We start from the raw sequence: 22,072 nt of genomic DNA on the forward strand, positions 1-22,072 counted from the left end.
TCTGTTTGAAAACAAACAAAGAAGCGGCCCTTTCAGGCTCGCTTCCTTGTTTGTCACTCTATTAATTTCAACTCTCTAGCACGTACGACAGCTTGTCCCCGCCGTTTTACACCCAACTTGCCGTATATTCTAGAACTATGTGTCTTGACCGTCGTCTCCGCTATACCAAAGAGATTAGCAATCTCCCTGTTCGACAAGCCTTTTGCAATCGCTTTAATAATTTCCGTTTCACGTTCAGTCAGCGGTTCAGTCAGCCCCGGTTGTATGAGACAAGGCACCACGGACAAAGCGTTACTGTCAAAAGCCTTCGGGAATGTTGTATCCGCAGTTTCGTCTTCCAGCATCTTGAGATAAATGATCCGTGTCGCAATAAGCTCCATCATCTGAACATCCCTCTTTGTAAACACACCCGACATCTGTCGATTTTCCAAGTATAGTAGATAGGAAGCTTGTTTTCCCGGAACATCGATTGACATGCACAGAATCGACCTCTGTTTTTTTGCTGCAATATAAGCATCCCTCACCCAAAAACTCTGAAGCGCGTCATGCAGAATTAGCGGTTGCGCCGTCATCGCTGTATGACGTAAGACGCTCTCCGCATACAGGTCGGCTTCTTTTTCCTTATCAGTCCAGTAAGAAGAGTTAGCTTCAATAATGAACTCATTATTTTGACGCTTCAACAACAGACCACGCTCTGCTCCGGTTTGTCTTAGAGCCGTTTTTAAGAGATTTAACCTCCAGTCTGCCTTACTCGTCTGTGCTAACCCATTGATGATTCGTTGTAAAAGCTCGAATTGCTCTTCGCTCTTCGAGCCTTCACCTATCTTAGGGCCGTTCTGCCAAGCTACCTCTGTGATGGTTTGAGTCATATGTGCTCGCTCCTGTAATACTGGACCCTCATAACGTTTGTAAACCGGGTCCAGCAATTCAGCGTGTCTGCTTCTAATTTGAGTTACTTTGGAGGTGATTCCCCATTCGGCGTATGCCGCACAAGCATCCATCATCGTAATTGCCGCTCCGGATCGGCTAAGCAGATCATCTTGATAACATACAGCAAGCCGTTCGCAAGCAATGGCTTCGAGCAATACGTATTTTTCTGTTCTCGCTCGCTTAATTGCAGCCGTATATTGATTCATGGCGACAAACGAATTCCCTGCAATTCGTTCACTTTCTGCTTTGATTAGCAAATATGCGGAGGACTTTCTGTCTAGAAATCCTCGCCAACTCTTCATCAATCGCAATTGCGCGCGTATGGTCTTCCGAATCCGCTTACGATCCTCCCTATTCGTCTCAAAATAAAATCCAGCTAATGCCAAACTCTCGTAAACACGTTGTTTACGAACTCGCATCCAATCCAAATGAAATTCGTTTACCCTTCCTCGTTGCGACCAATACAGCGCTTCCCTGTACCTGCCCGACAGCAACGCCACCTCAAGCCGACAACCGCAACTATAGTTGTCTTCGCCCCGGTGATCCAACTCACTGTCAGTCGACACCAGTGGAATAGAAACAAAACTGTCGATCAAAGAATCGTCTTGCAGCACTGCTGTGTAACTACTCGTCAGCAGCATCATTTCCAGTATCTTGTCGTCGGCAATCTGTCGCATGTTCTCCTCAAAGTATCGGAGCAATTCATTTATGACATATGCATTCCCATGATTACCCATAACACAAAAAATTAAGGCAGAATTAGCAAAGTCATGATCGCCTGCTTCCATCCCTTGACGCATCGCATTGAACAAGACAACAGAAGATTCCAAAGGACTGTCCATTTGCTTGATCATTCCGCTCAGAAAAGTAAAAACATGCTTTTTCCTCAATGTAGAGGTGTTCGCAATTTGCAGAAACACCCCCTCAGCAATCGGACTCGCTCGAGTAAAGCTCGGAAATGTCCTTTGCACAATCAGCTCATATCCTCCGATCATTGATGCTAACGACTCATTTACCCCTTTATGCAACCCATAACGAATAAATGGGGCATACAATTCCAGTAGCGATCGTGCATCGTGTGTAAGTAATGGAAGAAACAACAGCTCCATTAAATGGCATAATTCCTCATAATCCTCGTCAAGTGGGTTGGACAGCAGAAGGTGCTTCTCCCGTTTTCGATGTAAGAGGACCGCGGTCGAGGCCATTTCCTTGGCGATAGACAACAGGGAACTCTTCTTCCCAAGCTTCCAGCCGTACGAGCCTAGCGCCTCCATTCCAAATTGAACCGCAGTCTCATTGTCCACGAATGCATGAAATTGTATTAAAGGTGCCCAGATTTTGAGTCGCTCCGATCGGCTCAGTCGATCGCTGCTTTGGTTCAAGTCCACCAACAGTTCTTTCGCCCGTGCGCTATTGCCACCCATATACTCCGTCCAAGCTAATACCAACTGCAACTCGACATCGAGTGTACCTGGTACTTCCGCCTTGCATATTGCCAGCAGATGAAGCCCATTTTCTGCATAATACTTCCCTTTTGCATAGCGCGCCGCTGCCAACGCCTCTTGTCCCGCTTGAAGATTGTACTCAATCAATTGCTTCGTTTCTTGGTCTGATAATGACGAAGCTGCCAAGTTCAGATGATCAATCGCTGTTCTTGACAGGTCATCGTGTGACTCCTGAGTGCGATCCAGTAGGAACCGTCCAATTACCCGGTGTCGGTGGATATTGCGTCCTGAATCGAAAGCATATACCATTCGGTGAATGAATTCATGGGCAAACACATAGATCAAATCCTGTTCATCTTCTTGCTCTGCTTCGTCTTCCCGATAAATAAACCCTTCAGCTTCCGCCTCTTGAAGATTAAGGAATACCATATCCACTGATATGCCGCACACTTCGGCCAAGAGTGTTAACTGAAATACCGGACCAATTGCGGCAGCCATAGCCAAGAACTCCTTACGATCTTCCTTGAGCTTGGAGAAGCCTACCTCCAGCAAACGCAGATGTTCTTTCGATCTGCTTAGTTGCCGGGTTATTTCAGAGTCCCATACCCACTGACGTCGTCTTTCGTCAAAACGTAGTCTGTTCTCCTTTATCCATCCCTCCAGCAAGAGACGAACCGAGCCAGGATTACCACCTGTCTGATCGTGGACAGACCGCGCCAGAAGTTGAATGCGACCGGATTTCTCATATAGAGCATCAGAGATCAGCTGCCTCACATCCTCATAAGCCAGCGGTGGCAGAGTCACTTGTTCCTCTGGATTGGCACGGCATCTATAGGTTAACCATGCCAGCAAATCCTCTTGATCAAAATTCGCTACATCCCCCGTGGAAGTGATCAACTCCTCCGTACGATAAGCCCCTATTAGGAATAACCCATGCGCTTTTTGTGATAATGCAAGTTCACGAATTACCTCTTGTGTACCATTGTCGACCCACTGCAGATTGTCCATAAATAAAACAAACGGTGGCTTGCATTCAGCCATACAACAGATCAAGTCGGGCAGAAGTTCTTCAAACCGTTCCCAGACCTTCGCATCGTCCGAGATATGTGCTACCTTCGCATCGTTGTCGAACAACAGCTTGGCCTCAGGCCAGCAGGATACGATTACCTGCATTTCTGGACCGAAACCGGCTTGTAGTTTGGCTTTCAGACGTGTAATGATTTCAATCGGCTCACTCCACAGTTGATAGACCCATTCCCGCATTCCCTGAAGGATCGGCCCACATCGAATATTTTTTTGGGAAAGTTCCACTTTCATAGTGATCATCCGGCCACCATGTCGAACGACGTTTTGTTCGATTCTATGGACAAGCGCCGTTTTACCCGTTCCTTCTTTGCCTATCACCCAACGAAAGGCATTCATTCCTTGAAAAGCCTGCTCCAGCCCAGCCTCCATTTGCACCACTTCGGCACTACGTCCATACCACGATTCGGATAGGGAAAGCGTACGGATTTTATCTAAACGTCCCACTTCCAATGGCTTAAACGCTCCATCGTTATCCATCATCATATTCTGATACAATTTCAGATCTTCAAGCACCCCATATATACTCTGATAACGCTCCACCTGTGATTTGGCAAGTAATTTCATCAGTATAGCTTGCAGTGTTTCGTCTAAACTCGGTCGAATATCGGATAAAGATTGAGGTACCTTGCGGGTATGTACGGTACCCCAGTCTTCATCATTGTCAGCATGAAAAGGCAAATGTCCGGTTAACAACTCATAGAGAATAACCCCTAATGCGTAAAGATCACTGCGTTCATTCGGCACCAGATTGAATCGTGCAAATTGCTCGGGAGAACGATAAGCTGCATGACTTTCCGTATGCCAGGATACTTGAGCTGTTTTCCCCTCCCACTGTACGCTGATATGGTCAGGGCTAAGGTATCCAATTATCCTATTCCGCTCGTGTTCACGATGCACCATTTCTGCAAGTATAATAGACAGTTCAATGAACACCGCCAACTCTAAAGGGGACTGCGTTATGTACTCTCTTAAAATCTTAATAATGATGCACACCTATCTGAGTTATATTTGCGTTTCGTGAAAAGGATATTTTTGAATTTAATAATAATTTCGGCTGGATGAGATCGATTTATAAACCTAAAATAATCTTAATCCATGATGCATTTAGAGTCTAGCCACCGATATAGATGCTATATATTTGCGAATGGCAAATGGTGGAATAAATAACCGCAAATATAAGTCGTTTTTTTTCCTCTACGCATATATGCAGAAATAGAGATGAACTGCGGCTTAAGAATAGCTGTCTCTATAAATTAAATCATCTTGTACAGAATGAAAAAATAAAGAGCACCTGATTAGGTGCTCTCTAGTAACCACTATTGCGTTGCAAGTAACTCCTCTACATTGACGTTGGAAGCGGCTTGAATATCGCCATACGTCCGGAACCATTCGGCAACGTCGTTCCACATAATGGTACTTCCCTCAATTGGCTCGTGACCTAGATGCTTATTTAGAATAACAACGGCCTCTGCTCTTGTTAAAGGTGAATTAGGATCTTAAAAATGACTGTGCCGAAACTAGCCAATAACACTCATCTAATTTAGCTATTATCTTTGGTAATCTGCTTTTATCACGCGCGTTGATTTCCATCATCTAACTGTTTAAATAGTCATCTAATCCGAAATGACACAATGTTCTTGTCCTGCGACATTTTACTACATACCGAAGCTTTCAAGATCCCCATCACAGAGCCCACTAGTAAACTTTTCAACCAAAGTTATATTTAGCATAGTTTTACTAGTGCGTCTCTGATCAAACCATCGCAGTAAAAAAGAAGGATTCTGTCGAAGTGTTAACGTTTTGCACGGTAACGCAATCCATCTACAAGAAGAGAAACAATATTTTTCGCATGCGCTATATCACCGTTGTCTACTCCCGTACAGAGACTTGCTACCGCCCACAACAATTCATCTGGTGTAATATTGGCACGTACTTCATCTGCAGCTGTTGCTGTTTCAATCAAAGTCTTCAGAGCTGGACTTAATTCCTCTACAAAACAAAGTGGACGCACTGATCGAAGCCGAATAGCAGCAGCTGGACATTCCTTCGGTGGCCATACGGCGGGCAATCTCTTGGGATTGCGAGTCCTCGACCCAGAAACTAAGAAGGACGTGGACCTGTTTGACTCGCGCATCAAAGCGGGCGTGCTGTTTGCCACCGCTGGACAAGGTGGCGACAGCCTGACGACGTTCGCGGCCGAGAATATGCCGCACTTGAACGTGAGCTTCACGCACATGACCACACCCACACTTGTGATCGTCGGGGATCAGGACTACACCCCGCAAAAGTATCAGTTGACCGTCCGCGGCCCGGAATGGATGTCCGCCCCCTACTTCTTAAGCCCAGGGGCCGAGAGCCTGCTCACCCTATTCGGTGCAGAACACTCACTTGGCGGAATCCCGGGTTATGAAGTTACGGAAACAACAGATGAAAATCCAGAACATGTCGCCTTAATTCAGCTGTTCTCATGGGCTTATCTTTGTCATGCGCTTTGCTCCTTTACCCACCTCTCACTGGTAAAGGAGCTTTTACGTCTATACTCAAAGGACAATTTACAGTGAGGGAGGTATGAAATCATTTCTTTCTGAATCCCATATGTGCAGCAAAATTTGCTCCATATATGATCGAGTTGGTGTTGGCCGCCATAATCGTTATATTGCGTCCTACAAGACTTACAAAATCAAGATAATCATCTAATAGGTAATCGGAATATGTTCTTGTCCATTTCGGCAATCGGTACAAGTTCATGTCCTCGGCTCGGGACACGAACTTGTACCGATAACATAAAAAAGCCGCTAAAATAGCGACTTCAATGGGACCATGTTTTTGTCCCTCGACAACAAAGACTGAATTTTTTTAAAGTTCCCTACTTTCATGCAATTATGCCCTTTAGTCTTTATTTAACTGAGCAGAGTTAGAACTTGATCTGTTGGTCCCCTTTCTTGCAGTACAATTTTATTTATTATCCTCAAATTTATGTGGCTCTTTAACAAAACTTTTTAAAATAAATCCACACGTTATACAAATTACATGAGTAACATCTGATCCTAATGTTAGCATCTTTTTCATAGGATATACCCTAGCTTCGCCGTGCGACTTGCCCTCCCCTAATTTTGTTCCTCCACATTCAGGACAACATTCTTCGTTTCTCATCTCGAACCTCCTTCAATGAAATTAATCTTATCATTGCTTCTATATAGACCATATGTAACTTTCTATTATCAACGTAAAGCCTATTTTTTTGTAAAAGGCTATTAGATCAACGTGTGAAATCGTATCATCTGAAACTATACCATCAGTAATATGAGTCACACCTTCTTTAATACCGATTTCAATTAGACTGTCACGAAACAAAGGAACTACCTTGAAAAATGTGCTACAACCCAACGGATCGCTACTATTTCTATAGGCGTCAGTTAGTACTCCTGCAAGGTTATCCCCTTCCTTCTTCAAAATAGAAAATTAACTTATAGCAGCTTGCTAAGCGGTAATAAGGCATGATTCATATGTCCTGCCATATGGTATTGGTATTTACGAACTTCTAAACGAAGATACTTCAGTCGTATAAGAGACACCCGTTAATTCCCAGAATTCTTGCCCATCTAGTTGATAACCAATATAACATGGATCTCCAAGTTGTATCTTAGTTACATTTTCTGACGGAATTACTACGTAAGAATTATCTTTTGTTTCTTTCGAAAACGAATCCATTATATGCACACTCCTTGTTTGATTAATGAAACTATCATTTTATTCTTTTATTAATGTGGCTCAAAGGGTTCTCTTGTTTATTGTTTAGTAACTTTGTGTCATTGTACATCTGCATTACATCTATAAATGAATTAACAGGCAAAATAACGATTAGATAAACGCCTATCGCAATGAGAACATGTTCTTGTCCCGCGAAATAAACAGCTCCCTTTCTTTCACTTCTGTGTTTTATTTTGCATACCTCGGTCCGTCCTGTTGCAAGCAGCTTTATGCCGTGTTCTTTATCTGATAAGCCACAGACCACGGAAATGTCTGGGCTGGAGGATGAAAAAAGAAGCTGCAACAAAAGGTCCGGGTAACGCCAAACCTCTTGATGCAGCTTCTTTTGTATTTCTACTCGCTTTGCACAGCGAATTCATAATAACTTTAAGCCTTGCGAAGCATTTGTCTCTCGCTTAGCTGTGAAAGCATATCCTTCGTCATGGCCTTCAGGTCGTAGCGGGCATGAAATCCCCATTCTGTTTTCGCTGCCGTCGCATCAATGGAATGTGGCCAGCTATCGGCAATCGCCTGTCTCTTCGGATCAATGTCATAATCGAGGATAAAGCCGGGAAACTCATCCCGAATCGCTGCAGCGATCGCCTCCGGATCCACGCTCATTGCGGTGACATTAAATGAATTTCGGTGAATCAACCGGGAAGAATCCGCTTCCATCAATTCGATGATAGCGTTCAGGGCATCCGGCATATACATCATGTCCATGTTTGAGTCCTTGGCGATATAAGATGTATACCGTCCAGCCGTCACGGCTGCGTAATAAATTTCCACGGCGTAATCCGTCGTTCCTCCGCCGGGAGGCGTCATATAAGATATTAAACCCGGGAATCGCAGCCCCCTAGTATCCAGGCCGTATTTGTGAAAATAATAATCACAAAGCAGTTCGCCGGACACTTTGTTCACGCCGTACATCGTATTGGGCCTCTGGATCGTATCCTGCGGGGTATTGTCTTTCGGAGTCGAAGGACCAAAAGATCCAATGGAGCTTGGAGTGAAAAATTGGCAGCCGAGCTCCCTGGATATTTCAAGTGCATTCATCAATCCGCCCATATTCAAATTCCAGGCAAGCAGCGGTTTCTCCTCTGCGGTAGCCGACAGCAGAGCAGCCAAATGGATGACGGTATCAACTTCGTACCGCTTGGCGATTTCGAACATCGCCTTATCATTCGTCACGTCCAGCAGCTCGAATGGCCCGGATCGGGTAATTTCGTGGGCTGATGACCTGAGATCCGTAGCAACGACGTGATCCGCACCATAGATTTCACGTAATTTAACAACTAACTCAGAACCAATTTGGCCCAGTGCTCCGGTCACCAAAATCTTGTTCATAAGACATTCCTCCCGAAATATACTCCCGCGAATGCAGCTAAATCAGCTTCATTTCCTTGCCAACTTTCTCATAAACGGAGATCACCTGGTCGAGCATCTCCTTGGTATGGGCAGCTGTCGGCATGTTGCGTATTCTTCCGGTTCCTTTGGGAACCGTCGGAAACACGATTGCCTTGGCGTAAACGCCTTCTTCATAGAGCCGTTTGCTGAACTGTTGGGTGGTTACTTCATCGCCAATGATACAAGGTGTGATCGGCGTTTCGCTTTGGCCCACATTATACCCAAGCCGGCTCAAGCCGTTTTTCAAATCATTGCTGTTCTCCCACAGCTTCTCGATCAGCTCTTTGTCATTCATCAAGATGTCGACAGAAGCGCTGCAAGAAGCGATTGCAGCCGGAGGTAGCGATGTCGAGAACAGAAACGGACGGCTTCTCAGCTTCAACCATTCAATCAGTTGTTTTTTACCCGCCACATAACCGCCGACAACGCCGATCGCCTTGGAAAGAGTACCAATTTGAAAGTCAATGCGGTCGGACAATCCAAAATGCTTCACGGTTCCCGCACCTGCTCCGAGAACGCCCGAACCGTGGGCATCATCCACATAAGTAATCAGATCGAATTCTTCTGCTATTTTCACGATTTCGGGCAGCTTTGCTATATCACCATCCATGGAGAAAACCCCGTCAGTGATAACCATAATTTTACGGTACTGACCGGATTCCTTGGCATCTTTCGCCTGCTGTCTTAAATCATTCATATCCGAATGCTTAAAGCGAATCACCTTGGCTCTCGACAAGCGGCAGCCATCAATAATCGAAGCGTGGTTCAGCTCATCTGATAAAATCGCATCATGCTGGTCCATTACCGCGGATATAGCAGCCATATTGCAGTTAAATCCCGATTGATACACGATAACAGCTTCCGTTTTTTTGAAACGGGCCAGTTTTTCTTCAAGCTCAATATGAAGATCCATCGTACCATTAATTGTTCTCACAGCCCCTGCGCCTGCCCCGTATGTCTGCGACGCCTTAACTGAAGCATCAATCAGGCGGTAATCTGTTGCCAGTCCCAAATAGTTATTGGAAGACAAATTGATTAGGGACTTTCCGTCGATACGAATAACAGGACCATTTGCACCCTGCAGCGTATCGATGACGTTATATAGACCTTTAGTCTTTAGATCTTCGATGTTCGAACTTAAAAATTGGTCCAAGGCTTGACTTGACATCCCATTCCCTCCTCGATATACGTATGTCCTCGTACAGGAGACATAAGAATCCTCCAAAAAAACCTGTTTTAAAAGGGATTAAACTAATTTCAATGTATCATCTTTTTTATTTATTGTACACATGTGGCGGACAAAAAAATAAAAATATCCGCACAAAAACATAGCGCGTTCTAAAAGGATCCTCCACTTCTACTTAGACATTCATCTAATCAGAAATCGGATCATGTTCTTGTCCATTACGGTAATCGGTTTAAGTTCTTGTCCCTCGACACGCAATAAACTTTTTGATTATCTTCTTTCATCGTAATTATTAGGCCGAAATGATTTTATACTATTTATACACTAGCCAGCTTTCATGTTAAACTATCCTGCCCGTTAGTTTAACTTCGCCCTCGATTTGCGCATCTACTTTAATTTCTCATTCTAAGTATGGAATGGCAAACTCCGACCTGATGTTATCCTGATGGACCTGTACATGCCAATAATTGACGGCATTGAAGCCAGTCGCCTCATATCGGAAGCGTATCCGGATACACGAATCATCATTTTGACCAGTTTTTCCGACCGCAGTCATATCGTACCGGCCCTTCAGGCAGGAGTTATAGGGAGGGGAGTCTTAAGTGGCTTTCCAAACGTAGCATGATGATCCTTGTTTGCGACTTTAGTAATAAATAAAACGACCGTTCCCAGGTAGAATCTGAGAAACGGTCGCAGCTTAAATAATTTTGAATAAAAATTTATATATGGGCTACGTAATGTATTTAATCTCAATGACATCCATAATTTCAATTGGAATATCTCAAAATATGGATTTTTTGCTCAACAAGAAAGTTTTCACTATGTAAAAATTTCATGTGGATTTGATTTTAATAACAGCTAATACTCCTACTGTGAGGCCCCCACAACTTCATTTTACCAAAGGATCTTTCCATATCACTCATTATCTTTAATCACTCAAAAGAGATCACCACTCTCACTTAGATTTTCATTAAATCGGAAAGACAAATAACCTTAGCACTGTAGTTCTTTTAGGACTCTTGACAACTTTCTTCCAGCCCCACTCATTTACATACCCTAACTCTTTAATTTTCTGGGCAGTCTCTTTAAATGGTATAATATCCCTTGTGAGGTGATTTGATGAACAAGATTTTAGCGATCTCGATTTTGGGAATGGGTTTAACAGGTGCTGTTTTAATCATCTCAATTGCTCTGTTGTTTAACCCTCCAATAGGAAATGTGTTGAAGATGGTTACTGCTGCTTCAATATTATCTTTTATTATATTTGCTGTTTCGGCTTTGGTATTTCGTCGGCGATTAGATAATGAAAAAAGAGAGTAATATATTTATACTTCCTCGATTTAGGACGAATGATACCCAGTAGCAATCCTAACAATGTTTCTACTCAAGAAAATAATGAAATATATTTCCTCCAACATGCATTCTCCCCTACAAGCACCCATGCCAGAAAATAGAATCTTCTGTTTTAAGATATATAGAGTTTGTTTCTATTGAGCTGTGTCCGGCTCTAATCTCAAATATCTTACTAATGTCCTTCATCATCTCATCAATCTGATCGATTCGCCTAACATTCTCCGGTTCATTTTCTTCAAGCTCTCTGGAACGTTTCCCGTTAGCGTAACGATGGATCAATACTTTTCGAGTTCCTTCTCTAAATCATTTAGTAGCACTTGAATCTCAAGAACTGCAGAATCATCTCTATTCCAAAAAATCGACAGCTTATGCTGATCCTCCACCATATTGGGTAACCAGTCACTAATAAACTCGTCTAATGAGATACAATGTGCTTTATAATTTGACCATTCTTCATAAGCACAGTACTCTGCAAACTCTTTCCTAGGCCAGAATGAAATAAGCAATCTCTCTTTATCATCTGAAGACATTGCCCAACCGTCATCATACAACCCCCAAATTTCTTCTGAATCAGTAACCTTCTTTATAAAATATTCATATCGAATATTCGCAGGGAGTTTAATAACAGCTTCAAACTCTTTCGAGGTTATCGAATTCATTTGCGACCTCCTTGTTAGAACTTTAAATTAAATATACCACGCTAACCTGCCCGTTAGCTTAATGAATTAGCAGGCAGAGATAGAATAGATATACTTCTAATCGGCAATCGGATCATGTTCTTGTCCATTACGGTAATCGGGACAAGAACTTGTCCAAGTTCCCTACTCTCCTCCTGTTTTGTTGGAAATTCTATATTAATATGATGCAAAATGTCTGACAGAGCATTGCCTAATCTGTACTGATTAATAGACTCATTATTTGAAAGAATGAAGATACATGTATCTTCATCAAAATAATACTGAACATAAGTGCTTATCCCAAGGTGATCTCCTCCATGGGAGTACCGATCGAAATTCATCTCCGAAATTATAAATAAACAACCTCATTTATGTTGCTCTTTAGAAAAATCCATCATCAAATAAGAATAACTAAAAGAGTCCGCCTAATAATTAGGTGGACTCTTACTCCTATTTCCCGTATAACTTTTGGGAAGTGATTCTTTTTTGAGTAACTACTGATAAATGCAGACTGGATATTGAGTTTAAAAATGCTGAGATGAAGAGGTTCCACGGTATGGCAACAGCCAAGTACCGAGGTCTATTTCGTATGCGAATACAGACATACCTCACAGCATTTGTTGTGAATGTGAAACGAATGGTAAAGCTAGTCGAGCAAAAGCAGTCTTTGGCATATTTGAATAAATCAACAAAGCTTATGACTGAGACAAAATTCCTTTTACAAACAATGAGACACTGTGCTTGTAGAAATCTTCCTCGGTGACGAGTTGGGACTGATATTGCCCGTGAATCAGCTCGCTCATCTGAAATCCGTAGCACATCGAGAGAAAAGACATGGCGGCAAGGGGCTCATCCTGTCTGGCTATAACTTTTTTCTTCTGCAGGCGTTCAAAATATTCAACCAGCAAGGAGTGCAGCTTCACCGGTGGATCGGCCAGCACTCTGTCCAATTCGGGAAACATTCCTTTGTCGCGGATGCCAATCAAAATGATGTCCGCATTTTTATGGAAAAACAATCGGTACTGCTGACTTACATTCAGCAAATCGACTTCCGGATTATCGGTCGCGTCCTCTTTTAACAGCTTCTCAAATTGCGGAATATCCGAATGTCTTTCAATGATGGCTTCCAATATGCCTTGCTTGCTTCCAAATTGCCGGAAAATCGTAGATTCATTGACTTTAGCTTCCGTAGCAATGGCTTTGGTGCTTACTCCACGATAGCCATTCTTTTTGATGAGCCTTGTCGCGGCTTCAATGATTCTGTCTGAAGTTTGCATTGTATTTCTCCTTTTGCATATGTTAAACCTATTCTACTACAAGTTTTGTATATGCAGCAGGGTAGGGGTTCATTATTTTCATAACGTTTATTTAAGGTAAATCGCATCTCTTTTCCCAGCGGCTTGGTTCCGTAATCTTGACATGATCAGGCACCAATTGCGTGAGCGTGCCTAATTTATCAAATGTAATCTGGATTCGGTCAGAGGGCAACAGCCATTCTTCGGTCTCGATTGCGCAGCAATCCGGTATCGTCCCCATTCCTATAATTGTGCCCGGGAGTGGCGTGAAAACTTTGAGAACCTCCTCCATCACTTTTGCAGGGTGTGCAGAATACTCGGATGTGCTTCCCTTCCAGTGCAGTCTCTCCCCGATGCGTACATCCACATCCAGTGCCAGCGGGTTGTCGATTTCATCCGGCGTTACCAGAAATGGTCCTATTCCTTTGCTGCGATCGAAATCTTTGCAGCGCGTCGGTCCGGTCATCGCCTGGAAATCCGGCCACTGCACATCGCGGACAGTACTGTCGTTAAAAATAACATAACCTGCAATGCAGTTCCCCTTCCCTGTAACAAAGGCCAGCTCCGGCTCGATATCCAGGTAGGAAGAGTACGAAGGCCAATGAATCGTATCCCCATCGCCAATTAATGCATTATGGTTACACTTATAATAACTGAAAGTTACTTTATTCAGATCTTGCTGGAATTTTTCAGAAATTTTACGTGTAAGCTCTTCTCTTTCCGGCCCTGTATATTCTCTTTGCAGCAGATTTACGCCAGCATTTCTCAGATGTCTTGGCGTCAGCCCGAAATCGATAAGCGCAGCCGGATTCGGAACCGGCGGTTGCAGGTTTACCGCTGCAATCGGGCTGATTTCATTTTCATTGAATTGATGCAACTGTTCGACAGCATATTGCATCATTTCCTTAGCGGCATCATAACTTGCCGGCAAATAATGAAGATAGCTGTCCATACTTTCAAGACTGTCAACGAATGTTCCCTGCTTTTTCATGATTGCGGCAAAAGACACGACAAATTTCTCGTTTATTACAAGCCCAAACAACGGTTCCTGGGATGTATTGGTTTGAAAGGTTACTAGTTTCATGTTGCAGCGCCTCCATACATGTAGTGTGATGTTGTTCTGTTACTATCATATCGTATAGCATAAATGCGAGCAAGTACATGCTTGCATTTATGTTTTCTGTTCTCTATAATAAAGCCATAGTCAGTATGCCTTACCCCAAAAACATATACGCAAAGGAGAATTTTCATGAAGTATGGACGTATTATTCAAAAACCTCGTGTTAAATTTATTGAAGTCGCAGATGGCGTTTTTGCCGGTATTTCGCCGTATCGCGGGATCAGTTGGGCCAATGCCGGGTTTATCAACAAGGGTGAAGGGCTGGTGTATGACACGTTCTTCGATTTGTTCCATGCGCGGGAAATGAGAGAGGCTTTTATGGAAGTAAGCAACGGCGGCTCTCCCGCATATGTGGTGAACTCGCACTATAACAGCGACCATGCCTGGGGAAACAAAGTGTTTGAAGATGCTTGCATTATTATGCACAAGGAAGCCTCCAGAGAGCGCCTCACCGAAAATATCGCCTGGATGGACAGCGTCATTAGAAGAGGAAAGGATTCTACGGAATCTACTCCGGGCGAGCGGTTTTTTGCAGCGGAATTTGAAGGATTCGACCTGGAAGGCGTAGAATGGTTGCTCCCGAATATTGAGATAAAGGACGATATAAACATCCGTCTTGGCGATACGGAAGTAATGATTTACAATGTTGCTCCGGCCCACTCTGACAGTGACTTGCTGATGTGGATGCCAAAAGAAAAAGTGCTGTTCGCCGGCGATGTGGTGTTTAACGGGTGTACGGCATACAGCGAAGAGGGAACCCTCAATTGGGTTAAAGTGCTTGACCGCATTATTGATGAAATTAAACCCGAAATCGTTATTCCAGGACATGGCGCCATCTGCGGCCTGGACTTCGTGAAGGAGCAGAGAGACTACCTCCTGAACCTGATCAGCGAGTTCAACAAGCATTACAATGACGAAATTGATGCCTTGTCCCTGACCAAGCAAATTGATATTTCCCGCTTCCTTCATTGGATTCAGCCAGAACGCTTGTATGTTACAGTGGACATCCTATTGAAAAGCAAACGAGGGTTACCACCCCTTCCAATTTGGAACGAGGTGCCTGCTAAGCTGGAAGACATGAAAGTTTTTTTGGCCGGAAAATATGGTAATCAAATCAAGCCATGGGACCCTATGAGTGTTTGGCAAGAATGAATAGCAATTGATGCTAGCCTACGAAAAACAAAAAACGGCCCTGTCGCAAACGATGCGAACAGCGGCCGTTTTTTTGAATTGTTCCACGGAATTAAAATGGGTGCTTAAAAACCGATAATGAAGAAAAATGGAGTTGGACTTATGACTTACTAGTAGAACTCTTTTAAAACGATATAACCAAAATTTGATGTTAAGTATATTTCTCTTCTTTATCCGATAATCTAATAACACAAAGATCTATCCATAATTTAAAGCAGTTTTTAAAGATGTTACCATTATATGATAGAGTACCGCATCCAGCAGCTGCAATGCTATTTTACCGTTTTCAGCCGTTTGAACGACGTCGTTTTCTCTTCTCGGTACGAGCTCAATTAAATCTCTGATTGCGACTTCATCGTCAATGACAAGTATCTTCTTCAAGTGCACCCCTTCTAGCCTTGCTCCCCAGCTTGAATCATAATTTACCTTCATCTTAGCACAGACACTTTAGATTCCTTCACCAACTGGAAGTTGAGGTATATTCCATTGAGCCCAACATAACTTGTAATAAACCCGAAGAAAGGAGAACAATCCATGGATCTGCTCTGGGTACTCATTGTTGGTGGACTTATTGGCTGGTTAAGCGGCAACTTGATTGGGCGGGACGTACCAGGTGGTGTACTTGGGAACATTATTGCGGGTTTTATCGGTTCCTGGTTAGGTACGGAATTGCTGGGACCAAGGGGGCCGGTGATTGGCGGATTTCATATTATTCCCGCCATCGTTGGCTCAATTATTGCCCTGCTCATCTTCTTCGCTCTGGCACGCGGCGGAGCCTTCCGAAGACGTTAACAAAGAGAGGCGTAAACCGATACCGTCGTTCATTAGATATTTTTATAAAGATGCTGCCAGGCATTAAGGTACAGGTTAAACATAAAAGGACCGAAAGCATTCATCGATGGAAGATGACACTTACGGGTCCTTTTTTTTATTTTTGCTGATTTCATCCATTCTTTCAGTGCCTGAACAACCTGCTGAAGCTGTTCCTGACCTGTAACCTTAGGCGCGCTGTCTCCCTTTTGCATCCGGTAGGAGCCAAGTTGACCATGGTTGCCACCCTTTATACTCACGAATGTCGTGTTTTTCGGAAGATTGGTTTTGGCTTTTTTCCACGCTTCCCTGTTCAGAACACCATCATTACTTGATGTCACTCCTCAGTCAGGTTGGGAACTTTATGTCTTTCTACATTTTTATTTTTCTATATATTCCCGATTACATGAGCGTTTCTATTCCAAATTCTTTATAATTTTCCCAGGAACACCTGCAGCAATCGTATTGGGTGGAACGTCCTTGGTGACCACTGCACCTGCAGCAACGATAGAATTTTCTCCGATCGTAACCCCAGGCATGATCATCGTGCCTGCACCAAGCCAAGCGTTTTTCTTGATGACTATTGGAGTAGATATCGTGGAGCGTCTTTCAGCTGGTTCCAGCGGGTGGTTAATGGTAATCAGGTTAACTTTTGGACCTATCAATACGTTATCTTCGAGGGTTATCCCACCTCTGTCCATAAAAGTACAAGCATGATTGATAAACACATTTCTTCCCACTCTGATATTCTTGCCAAAATCCGTGTAAAAAGGAGGAAGAAGTCCAAACGATTCATCCACCTCTACTCCCGTTAATTTCGAAAACAATCCTCTGACTTCTTTCGCTTCATGATATGAGTTGTTTAATTGCATTGTAATTTTCTGTGCTTCAACAATAAGATCATGAATTTTATAATACTCCGGGTCATTTAAAGAAATTAACTCGCCATTTTTATCTCGTTCAAGAATGTCTTTGGGTTTCATTTCACATTACTCCTTTTCCATATAGATAAACTAATCAGTAGTCTTACTTCTCTAGATAACTTCACCTCTGGAAACATTCCTGCGGTTTATTCTGCAAGCGACCAGGTGACTTGTACATGCCCTGAACCAAGCGTAGCTGCCAAATTAGACGGATCGTCAACACTTCCGAGTAGTACATAACCGCCATAAGAATTGGAGAAAGTCTGATAAAAAAGCACCAAAGTGTTTCCGGACCAGGACATAATTTCACCGGCATGAATGGTTTCAGGGCGTTCGGTAGATGCAGCAGGAAGCTCCTCGGGCAGATCATTATACTTTTCTAGCCCATTCAGTTCTTTCATTTGGATGGTCATCGGAAATTGCGCTATCAGGGCTTGTGTCGTTTCATTGTTATTTAAAGTTGCTGTAAACGTGCTGCCGCCAACAATAATATGGATGGGAATCACGCTGTTTTCCTCCGTCTGATGATCTACTGTTTCAGCCGTTACCTCCAGATTTTACGAATCCTCTCCATTCGAACCGGTTCAGGGTTGTCTCTGCCGCAATGTAGTCGTTTAGTCAAACGCGATTTTGATCGTTTACACGACATGTGTATAATATTATATTGAATCTAGGCACTTACAATCGTTAAATGATCTGTGTTTGTCGATTATTCTACAAAATCCCCTGAATTGACTATTAACTAAGAGAGCTTGGTGGAAATACGTGCCTAAAATAGATCGAAGAATACTCAAATCACAGGAAGCAATAAAAAAGGCCGTCATTGAATTGATGTCAGAAAAGAATTTCGATTCCATTACGATCCAGGAGATTTCCAACAGGGCAAATGTTCACAGGGCAACCATCTACCTGCATTACACAGATAAATTTGATCTGCTGGATAAACTGATTGAAGAGCATATTAACAACATGAAGGACATTAACCAATATGCATGTGAAATGGAGTGGAGTGAAGCGAATCTGGTCTATTTCGAATACTTTGAGCGCAATTATTTATTCTTTTCAACGATGTTGGCGAGTAAAGGAGCTCCTTCTTTTCGTGCCCGGTTCCTTGAGTTTCTTATTGAAGAATATAAAGGTGAAGTAAATATGAACGAAGAAAGAAACCAGGGATTGGATGAATTGATTGTGGGCTCCTTTATGGGAACAGCTTTTGTAGGAATAGTGGAATGGTGGATCACGAACGGGATGCCTTATCCACCTCATGTCATGGCAAACCAGGTTGGGGTCTTGCTTGAGAGGGTTGTATAAGAGGGATATCAAACGAACGAAACAAAAAAGCTGCTAATTCAGCAGCTCCAGGCTATCGAGACATTCTCGGCAGCTTGAGCCCTGTTTAGCAGAGAGGTTTTATCCGTGTCTATTCAATATGATTATATTCCTCGAAATCGTAATTCGTTCATCATGGCAAGCAAAGTCAATTTGGAACTAGTCGTATTCACAACAAATATCCCAACGGACACCAGACTCTATACCCTTGCGCAGAACCCATGGCATAATCCACGCCCCCATTAAAATGAACCAGGTCCGCTCGAAGTCCATCCGACATTCCCGCCAGATCAAGCTTGGTATCCACCTGTAGCCCTGTCGTCATGAGGTAACGTTGAGATTAGCGTATTGCCAGCCCGGAAAAAGCCACCTTCCTTGATAGGTCTGAATCCCTTCAGTCGCAAATGTCCCGGCTGTTCAGCGAGAGACCAGTAATCCGCCCATAAAATACCATTGTCCATTTGGTGTATGCCTTCCCCTTTATAACAATTCACATATACTCTGAATACTCCTTCATGATATTGAATGGAAACACCTGCAAGCGATCATATGCCGGTTTCGTTTTATCCAGCTTGCTCTGATTTCGAATATCATAATCCAGCGATCCACTGAGACGGTTCCTGAAGTCCTCGAACGCGCTCGCCCATGGCTCTGCACCAATGGCAACCTTCTCCTGCATTAGCTTCAGCGCATCGCCAGTGAAACCCACGGAAGGATGTACGAATCTTGACGGGCTTACCGTCCCCAAGATTGCTGGCTGAGTATGGATAACCGAATCATCGGCGGCCACCCTACCGGGAACGTAACTTATAACCGCACAGATGCTTACGACAAACACACGAATAACCATCCATTTAACAAGGTTATAGCACTGCTTCATTTTTATTGCCTCCTGATTCGCTTAAATGTCGAATTCATCATTATTGCCTCTCGATTTTCTGCTGTCTTCTCCTTTCCTTTGGGATATTTTTCTTCATGAATCGTAAATAAAATCCGGTCTGAAGTGAACCCAAATTTCAATGAAAAAAGTAGGTGAAAACTACTTTTTTCATAAATAAATCATCGACAGGCACCATACGAATAGATTTTTGCAAATATAAAAGACCGTTTCCCGAAAGAATACGGGAAAACGGTCATAGTTAAAAAGTATCTTTTTCCCTGTCTATTAACAGGCATATGAACATGCCAGAAATCAAGGGCATCAGATGTTCAGAGAATCGCTCCTCCTAAGTAAGGGAATATAACTTTAGCTTTGTTTTATAATCCTCCCTCGTCACATTGCTCCTCCTGCACAATTCGAGCAATGTGAATCATCAAATATAATAATTCCTCGTTCGATATGGAGATATCCAGCATGTTTTGCACGTAGGTTTTGATCATCTCCGCGCATTTGTATTCAAGCGGATGCTCCTTCGCCATGTGTTGAAATATAAAATCTTTCGCCGAATTGCCCAGACGCCCTTCTTGTAAACGCTGGATGAAGAATTGCAAATGTGTGACGAGTCTCACATAATGGATGGAATTTTTGTTCAATTGTATATCAAAGGTGTATTGAATCAGGTTAAAAATATCTTTTAACATCTTAACGGATTGCATCGTGCGCTCCATATTCTGCTCATGTGTTTGGGCATTCACAAAATGAAAAGCGATATTCCCTGCTTCTTCTTCCGGCAGTTCAATACCCAATTCTAGATTCAGCATCTGAACGGATTCAACCCCCAGTTCGAATTCGACAGGATGAAACCTCTGGATCTCCCATAACATGCGATTCTGTAATGCTACACCTTTTTTCCATCGTTCAATAGCAAACGACAAGTGATCCATAAGCGTAAAGAAGATTTGATCATCAAGAGACAGCTTTTCTTTGGCATTGGAAATCAGTTTGTTTATGACATTCACATGTTTTTCTGGCATGTTTTCGATGGTTCGTACGTAAGCCTGGGCAGACGGATTATTTTGAAGAATGAATCGTTTCTGGATGTGCTCCTCATCGAGTCGCTCGCCGACTTTGCCTTTGAATGCCAAGCCTTTTCCCATGACAATCATTTCTTGTCCCTGTTCATCTTTGGTCAGAAGCAAGCTGTTATTCAATATTTTGATTACTCTCATGCATTCATCACGATCCTTTATTCTTTCGTGATCGCCTGATCCAAGTTTCCGATACATCTGCCATTCTGTTTAATGACCTCCTGATACCACGAGAAGCTTTTCTTCTTCAAGCGCTTCAAGTCTTTCAGATCCTGTTCACCGCGGTTTACATAGATCATGCCGTAACGTTTCCCATAACCTTGATGAGTGCTTACCACGTCAATCACGGACCAAGGGCAATAACCAATCACATCTACCCCATCCGTTAGAGCCAGTCTGATCTGTTCCAGGTGTTTCTCAATAAAATCAATCCGGTACGTATCGTTAATGGTGTGATCTGCCTCCAGTACATCCGGAGCACCTATACCATTTTCCGTAATTAGAATCGGGAGACCATATCGTTCACATACCTTACGCAATGTTAGCCTCAGGCCAACCGGGTCAATGACCCAGCCATATTTTGTTTTTTCGGTATAAGGATTCTCCGCGGCCCGGTATACTCCCTGCTCGCCAAGCATGATTTGCTGATCACCCGCACGAGCTGTAACATCCGACGCATTGCCCGTACTGGCGGCAATGGTTGCCGTCGAATAATAATTGATTGCTACCAGATCGGGACGGCCAGACCGGATATCATCCATGTCACCCTGCTCAATAACCGGCTCAATGCCACGTTCATGTAAATAACTCCAGAATAATGGGTTATACCGTCCCCATACTGATAAGTCGAGAAAACCCCATCCGCGAATCGTCTCCCAGTTATGTGCAGCGATTGCATCTGCTGGTCTGGAGGTTGCCTGGTACATGGAAGTCATGTTCAATGCAGGACCGATCTTGCCTTGCGGGAGCATGTCATGAAATAGTAGCATCGTTCTGCCTTGAGCCACAAACATGTGATGATTTTGCTGATACAGTTCCTTACTGGAAAGCAAACGTCCGCCCTTCGGTGTGCCAATGGCACCCGGATGAAGAATCATCGTATTTTGCTCATTAATGGTCAACCAATATTTCACTTTATGCCCGTAATGCTCAAACAAGATACGCCCGTACTCGACAAAAGCATCGATCGTTTCCCGGTTGTTCCATCCTCCCGTTTTCTCAAGCTCATAAGGTAAGTCGAAATGGTACATGGTCACAATGGGTTCGATACCATGGAGCAGCAATTCGTCAATCAGTTGGTGGTAAAAATCGAGTCCCTTCTCATTAACAGCTCCTGTGCCTGAAGGCAAGATTCGAGTCCATGCAATCGAAAAACGATATGCTTTGAGGCCCAGCTCTGCAAAAAGCTTCACGTCTTCTCTGAATCGGTGATAGTGGTCGCTCGCTACTGTGAAATCGGCGGTTCCGGCCGGATGATCACACATATCGATGACGGACAGACCTTTGCCATCTTCGTTCCAGGCTCCCTCCACTTGATAAGCAGAGGTAGAGCCTCCCCACAGAAATTCATTGGGGAATGGTTTGATGTGTTGATATAACATC

At 43.4% G+C, this 22,072-nt stretch carries 21 protein-coding genes and 3 pseudogenes; 7 read left to right on the forward strand and 17 right to left on the reverse strand.

Translation table 11 applies throughout. The features are described 5' to 3' along the window. Nucleotides 1-53: 53 nt before the first annotated feature. Both BLV50_RS06630 and BLV50_RS32675 read right to left on the reverse strand, forming a co-directional pair. Nucleotides 54-4,394: a BREX system ATP-binding domain-containing protein gene (locus tag BLV50_RS06630; protein ID WP_139295617.1), complete on the reverse strand. Its 4,341-nt coding sequence runs from the start codon at nucleotides 4,392-4,394 to the stop codon at nucleotides 54-56. A gap of 859 nt (nucleotides 4,395-5,253) precedes the next feature. Further along, nucleotides 5,254-5,529: an SbtR family transcriptional regulator gene (locus BLV50_RS32675; protein ID WP_177031089.1), complete on the reverse strand. Its 276-nt coding sequence runs from the start codon at nucleotides 5,527-5,529 to the stop codon at nucleotides 5,254-5,256. Between BLV50_RS32675 and BLV50_RS06635 the strand changes: the two are divergent. Further along, nucleotides 5,462-6,022: pseudogene (locus BLV50_RS06635) on the forward strand (alpha/beta hydrolase family protein); the annotation flags it as partial. The gene BLV50_RS32675 and the pseudogene BLV50_RS06635 sit on opposite strands and share 68 nt — an antisense overlap. 394 nt (nucleotides 6,023-6,416) lie before the next feature. Here the strand turns inward: BLV50_RS06635 and BLV50_RS06640 are convergent. From BLV50_RS06640 to BLV50_RS06660, 3 genes are all read right to left on the reverse strand, one after another. Next, nucleotides 6,417-6,614 carry a hypothetical protein gene (locus tag BLV50_RS06640; RefSeq protein ID WP_063567440.1) on the reverse strand — a complete coding sequence of 66 codons (198 nt, stop codon included), beginning with the start codon at nucleotides 6,612-6,614 and terminating at the stop codon, nucleotides 6,417-6,419. 984 nt (nucleotides 6,615-7,598) lie between these two features. Beyond that, nucleotides 7,599-8,558, reverse strand: coding sequence for an L-threonine 3-dehydrogenase (locus BLV50_RS06655; RefSeq protein ID WP_090806602.1), 960 nt, complete (start codon nucleotides 8,556-8,558; stop codon nucleotides 7,599-7,601). A gap of 37 nt (nucleotides 8,559-8,595) precedes the next feature. Continuing rightward, nucleotides 8,596-9,786, reverse strand: a complete 1,191-nt coding sequence (locus BLV50_RS06660; protein ID WP_090806604.1) for a glycine C-acetyltransferase — start codon at nucleotides 9,784-9,786, stop codon at nucleotides 8,596-8,598. A 451-nt stretch (nucleotides 9,787-10,237) separates the two neighbouring features. Between BLV50_RS06660 and BLV50_RS06665 the strand changes: the two are divergent. Together BLV50_RS06665 and BLV50_RS06670 are read left to right on the forward strand one after the other, a co-directional pair. Then, a pseudogene (locus tag BLV50_RS06665) lies at nucleotides 10,238-10,429 on the forward strand (response regulator); the annotation flags it as partial. A gap of 494 nt (nucleotides 10,430-10,923) precedes the next feature. Next, the gene (locus tag BLV50_RS06670) at nucleotides 10,924-11,124 is read left to right on the forward strand and encodes a hypothetical protein (protein ID WP_064637898.1); all 201 of its coding nucleotides are present in this window, start codon (nucleotides 10,924-10,926) and stop codon (nucleotides 11,122-11,124) included. Nucleotides 11,125-11,432: 308 nt separating this feature from the next. On the opposite strand, the gene BLV50_RS06680 is transcribed toward BLV50_RS06670, so the two are convergent. After that, the gene (locus tag BLV50_RS06680; protein WP_063567447.1) at nucleotides 11,433-11,816 is read right to left on the reverse strand and encodes a DUF2750 domain-containing protein; all 384 of its coding nucleotides are present in this window, start codon (nucleotides 11,814-11,816) and stop codon (nucleotides 11,433-11,435) included. A gap of 535 nt (nucleotides 11,817-12,351) precedes the next feature. Between BLV50_RS06680 and BLV50_RS33730 the strand changes: the two are divergent. Continuing rightward, a pseudogene (locus BLV50_RS33730) lies at nucleotides 12,352-12,483 on the forward strand (transposase); the annotation flags it as partial. A 46-nt stretch (nucleotides 12,484-12,529) separates the two neighbouring features. Here BLV50_RS33730 and BLV50_RS06695 read toward each other — a convergent pair. Then, nucleotides 12,530-13,111: a TetR/AcrR family transcriptional regulator gene (locus tag BLV50_RS06695; RefSeq protein WP_090806612.1), complete on the reverse strand. Its 582-nt coding sequence runs from the start codon at nucleotides 13,109-13,111 to the stop codon at nucleotides 12,530-12,532. A 91-nt stretch (nucleotides 13,112-13,202) separates the two neighbouring features. Next, nucleotides 13,203-14,213, reverse strand: a complete 1,011-nt coding sequence (locus BLV50_RS06700) for a fumarylacetoacetate hydrolase family protein (RefSeq protein WP_090806614.1) — start codon at nucleotides 14,211-14,213, stop codon at nucleotides 13,203-13,205. A gap of 165 nt (nucleotides 14,214-14,378) precedes the next feature. Between BLV50_RS06700 and BLV50_RS06705 the strand changes: the two genes are divergently transcribed. Beyond that, complete coding sequence (locus BLV50_RS06705) at nucleotides 14,379-15,401, forward strand: MBL fold metallo-hydrolase (RefSeq protein WP_090806616.1); 1,023 nt, start codon at nucleotides 14,379-14,381, stop codon at nucleotides 15,399-15,401. Nucleotides 15,402-15,638: 237 nt separating this feature from the next. Here BLV50_RS06705 and BLV50_RS33355 read toward each other — a convergent pair whose 3' ends face one another. Next, nucleotides 15,639-15,872, reverse strand: a complete 234-nt coding sequence (locus tag BLV50_RS33355; protein ID WP_256337875.1) for a response regulator transcription factor — start codon at nucleotides 15,870-15,872, stop codon at nucleotides 15,639-15,641. A 102-nt stretch (nucleotides 15,873-15,974) separates the two neighbouring features. On the opposite strand from BLV50_RS33355, the gene BLV50_RS06715 reads away from it, so the two are divergent. After that, nucleotides 15,975-16,232 carry a GlsB/YeaQ/YmgE family stress response membrane protein gene (locus BLV50_RS06715; RefSeq protein ID WP_024630063.1) on the forward strand — a complete coding sequence of 86 codons (258 nt, stop codon included), beginning with the start codon at nucleotides 15,975-15,977 and terminating at the stop codon, nucleotides 16,230-16,232. A 32-nt stretch (nucleotides 16,233-16,264) separates the two neighbouring features. On the opposite strand, the gene BLV50_RS06720 is transcribed toward BLV50_RS06715, so the two are convergent. From BLV50_RS06720 to BLV50_RS06730, 3 genes are all read right to left on the reverse strand, one after another. Beyond that, nucleotides 16,265-16,591, reverse strand: a complete 327-nt coding sequence (locus tag BLV50_RS06720; RefSeq protein ID WP_090806618.1) for an alpha/beta hydrolase — start codon at nucleotides 16,589-16,591, stop codon at nucleotides 16,265-16,267. Between the two features lie 75 nt (nucleotides 16,592-16,666). After that, complete coding sequence (locus BLV50_RS06725; protein WP_079693626.1) at nucleotides 16,667-17,233, reverse strand: sugar O-acetyltransferase; 567 nt, start codon at nucleotides 17,231-17,233, stop codon at nucleotides 16,667-16,669. A gap of 86 nt (nucleotides 17,234-17,319) precedes the next feature. Continuing rightward, complete coding sequence (locus BLV50_RS06730; protein WP_079693627.1) at nucleotides 17,320-17,679, reverse strand: cyclophilin-like fold protein; 360 nt, start codon at nucleotides 17,677-17,679, stop codon at nucleotides 17,320-17,322. 259 nt (nucleotides 17,680-17,938) lie between these two features. Between BLV50_RS06730 and BLV50_RS06735 the strand changes: the two genes are divergently transcribed. Further along, nucleotides 17,939-18,484, forward strand: a complete 546-nt coding sequence (locus BLV50_RS06735; RefSeq protein ID WP_063567455.1) for a TetR/AcrR family transcriptional regulator — start codon at nucleotides 17,939-17,941, stop codon at nucleotides 18,482-18,484. A 187-nt stretch (nucleotides 18,485-18,671) separates the two neighbouring features. Here BLV50_RS06735 and BLV50_RS33045 read toward each other — a convergent pair whose 3' ends face one another. From BLV50_RS33045 to BLV50_RS06755, 5 genes are all read right to left on the reverse strand, one after another. Then, complete coding sequence (locus BLV50_RS33045; protein ID WP_218135366.1) at nucleotides 18,672-18,827, reverse strand: hypothetical protein; 156 nt, start codon at nucleotides 18,825-18,827, stop codon at nucleotides 18,672-18,674. Next, nucleotides 18,793-18,963 (reverse strand): hypothetical protein, encoded by a 171-nt coding sequence (locus BLV50_RS32680; RefSeq protein WP_177031128.1) that lies wholly within the window; start codon nucleotides 18,961-18,963, stop codon nucleotides 18,793-18,795. The genes BLV50_RS33045 and BLV50_RS32680 overlap by 35 nt, the downstream gene beginning before the upstream one ends. Before the next feature lie 29 nt (nucleotides 18,964-18,992). Then, nucleotides 18,993-19,382 carry a hypothetical protein gene (locus BLV50_RS06745; protein ID WP_090806622.1) on the reverse strand — a complete coding sequence of 130 codons (390 nt, stop codon included), beginning with the start codon at nucleotides 19,380-19,382 and terminating at the stop codon, nucleotides 18,993-18,995. A 377-nt stretch (nucleotides 19,383-19,759) separates the two neighbouring features. Then, the gene (gene licT / locus BLV50_RS06750) at nucleotides 19,760-20,611 is read right to left on the reverse strand and encodes a BglG family transcription antiterminator LicT (RefSeq protein WP_090807519.1); all 852 of its coding nucleotides are present in this window, start codon (nucleotides 20,609-20,611) and stop codon (nucleotides 19,760-19,762) included. 17 nt (nucleotides 20,612-20,628) lie between these two features. After that, nucleotides 20,629-22,071: a glycoside hydrolase family 1 protein gene (locus BLV50_RS06755; RefSeq protein WP_090806624.1), complete on the reverse strand. Its 1,443-nt coding sequence runs from the start codon at nucleotides 22,069-22,071 to the stop codon at nucleotides 20,629-20,631. Between the last annotated feature and the right edge of the window lies 1 nt (nucleotide 22,072).

This window comes from Paenibacillus sp. 276b, from assembly GCF_900107875.1.
Lineage (GTDB): Bacteria > Bacillota > Bacilli > Paenibacillales > Paenibacillaceae > Paenibacillus > Paenibacillus marchantiae.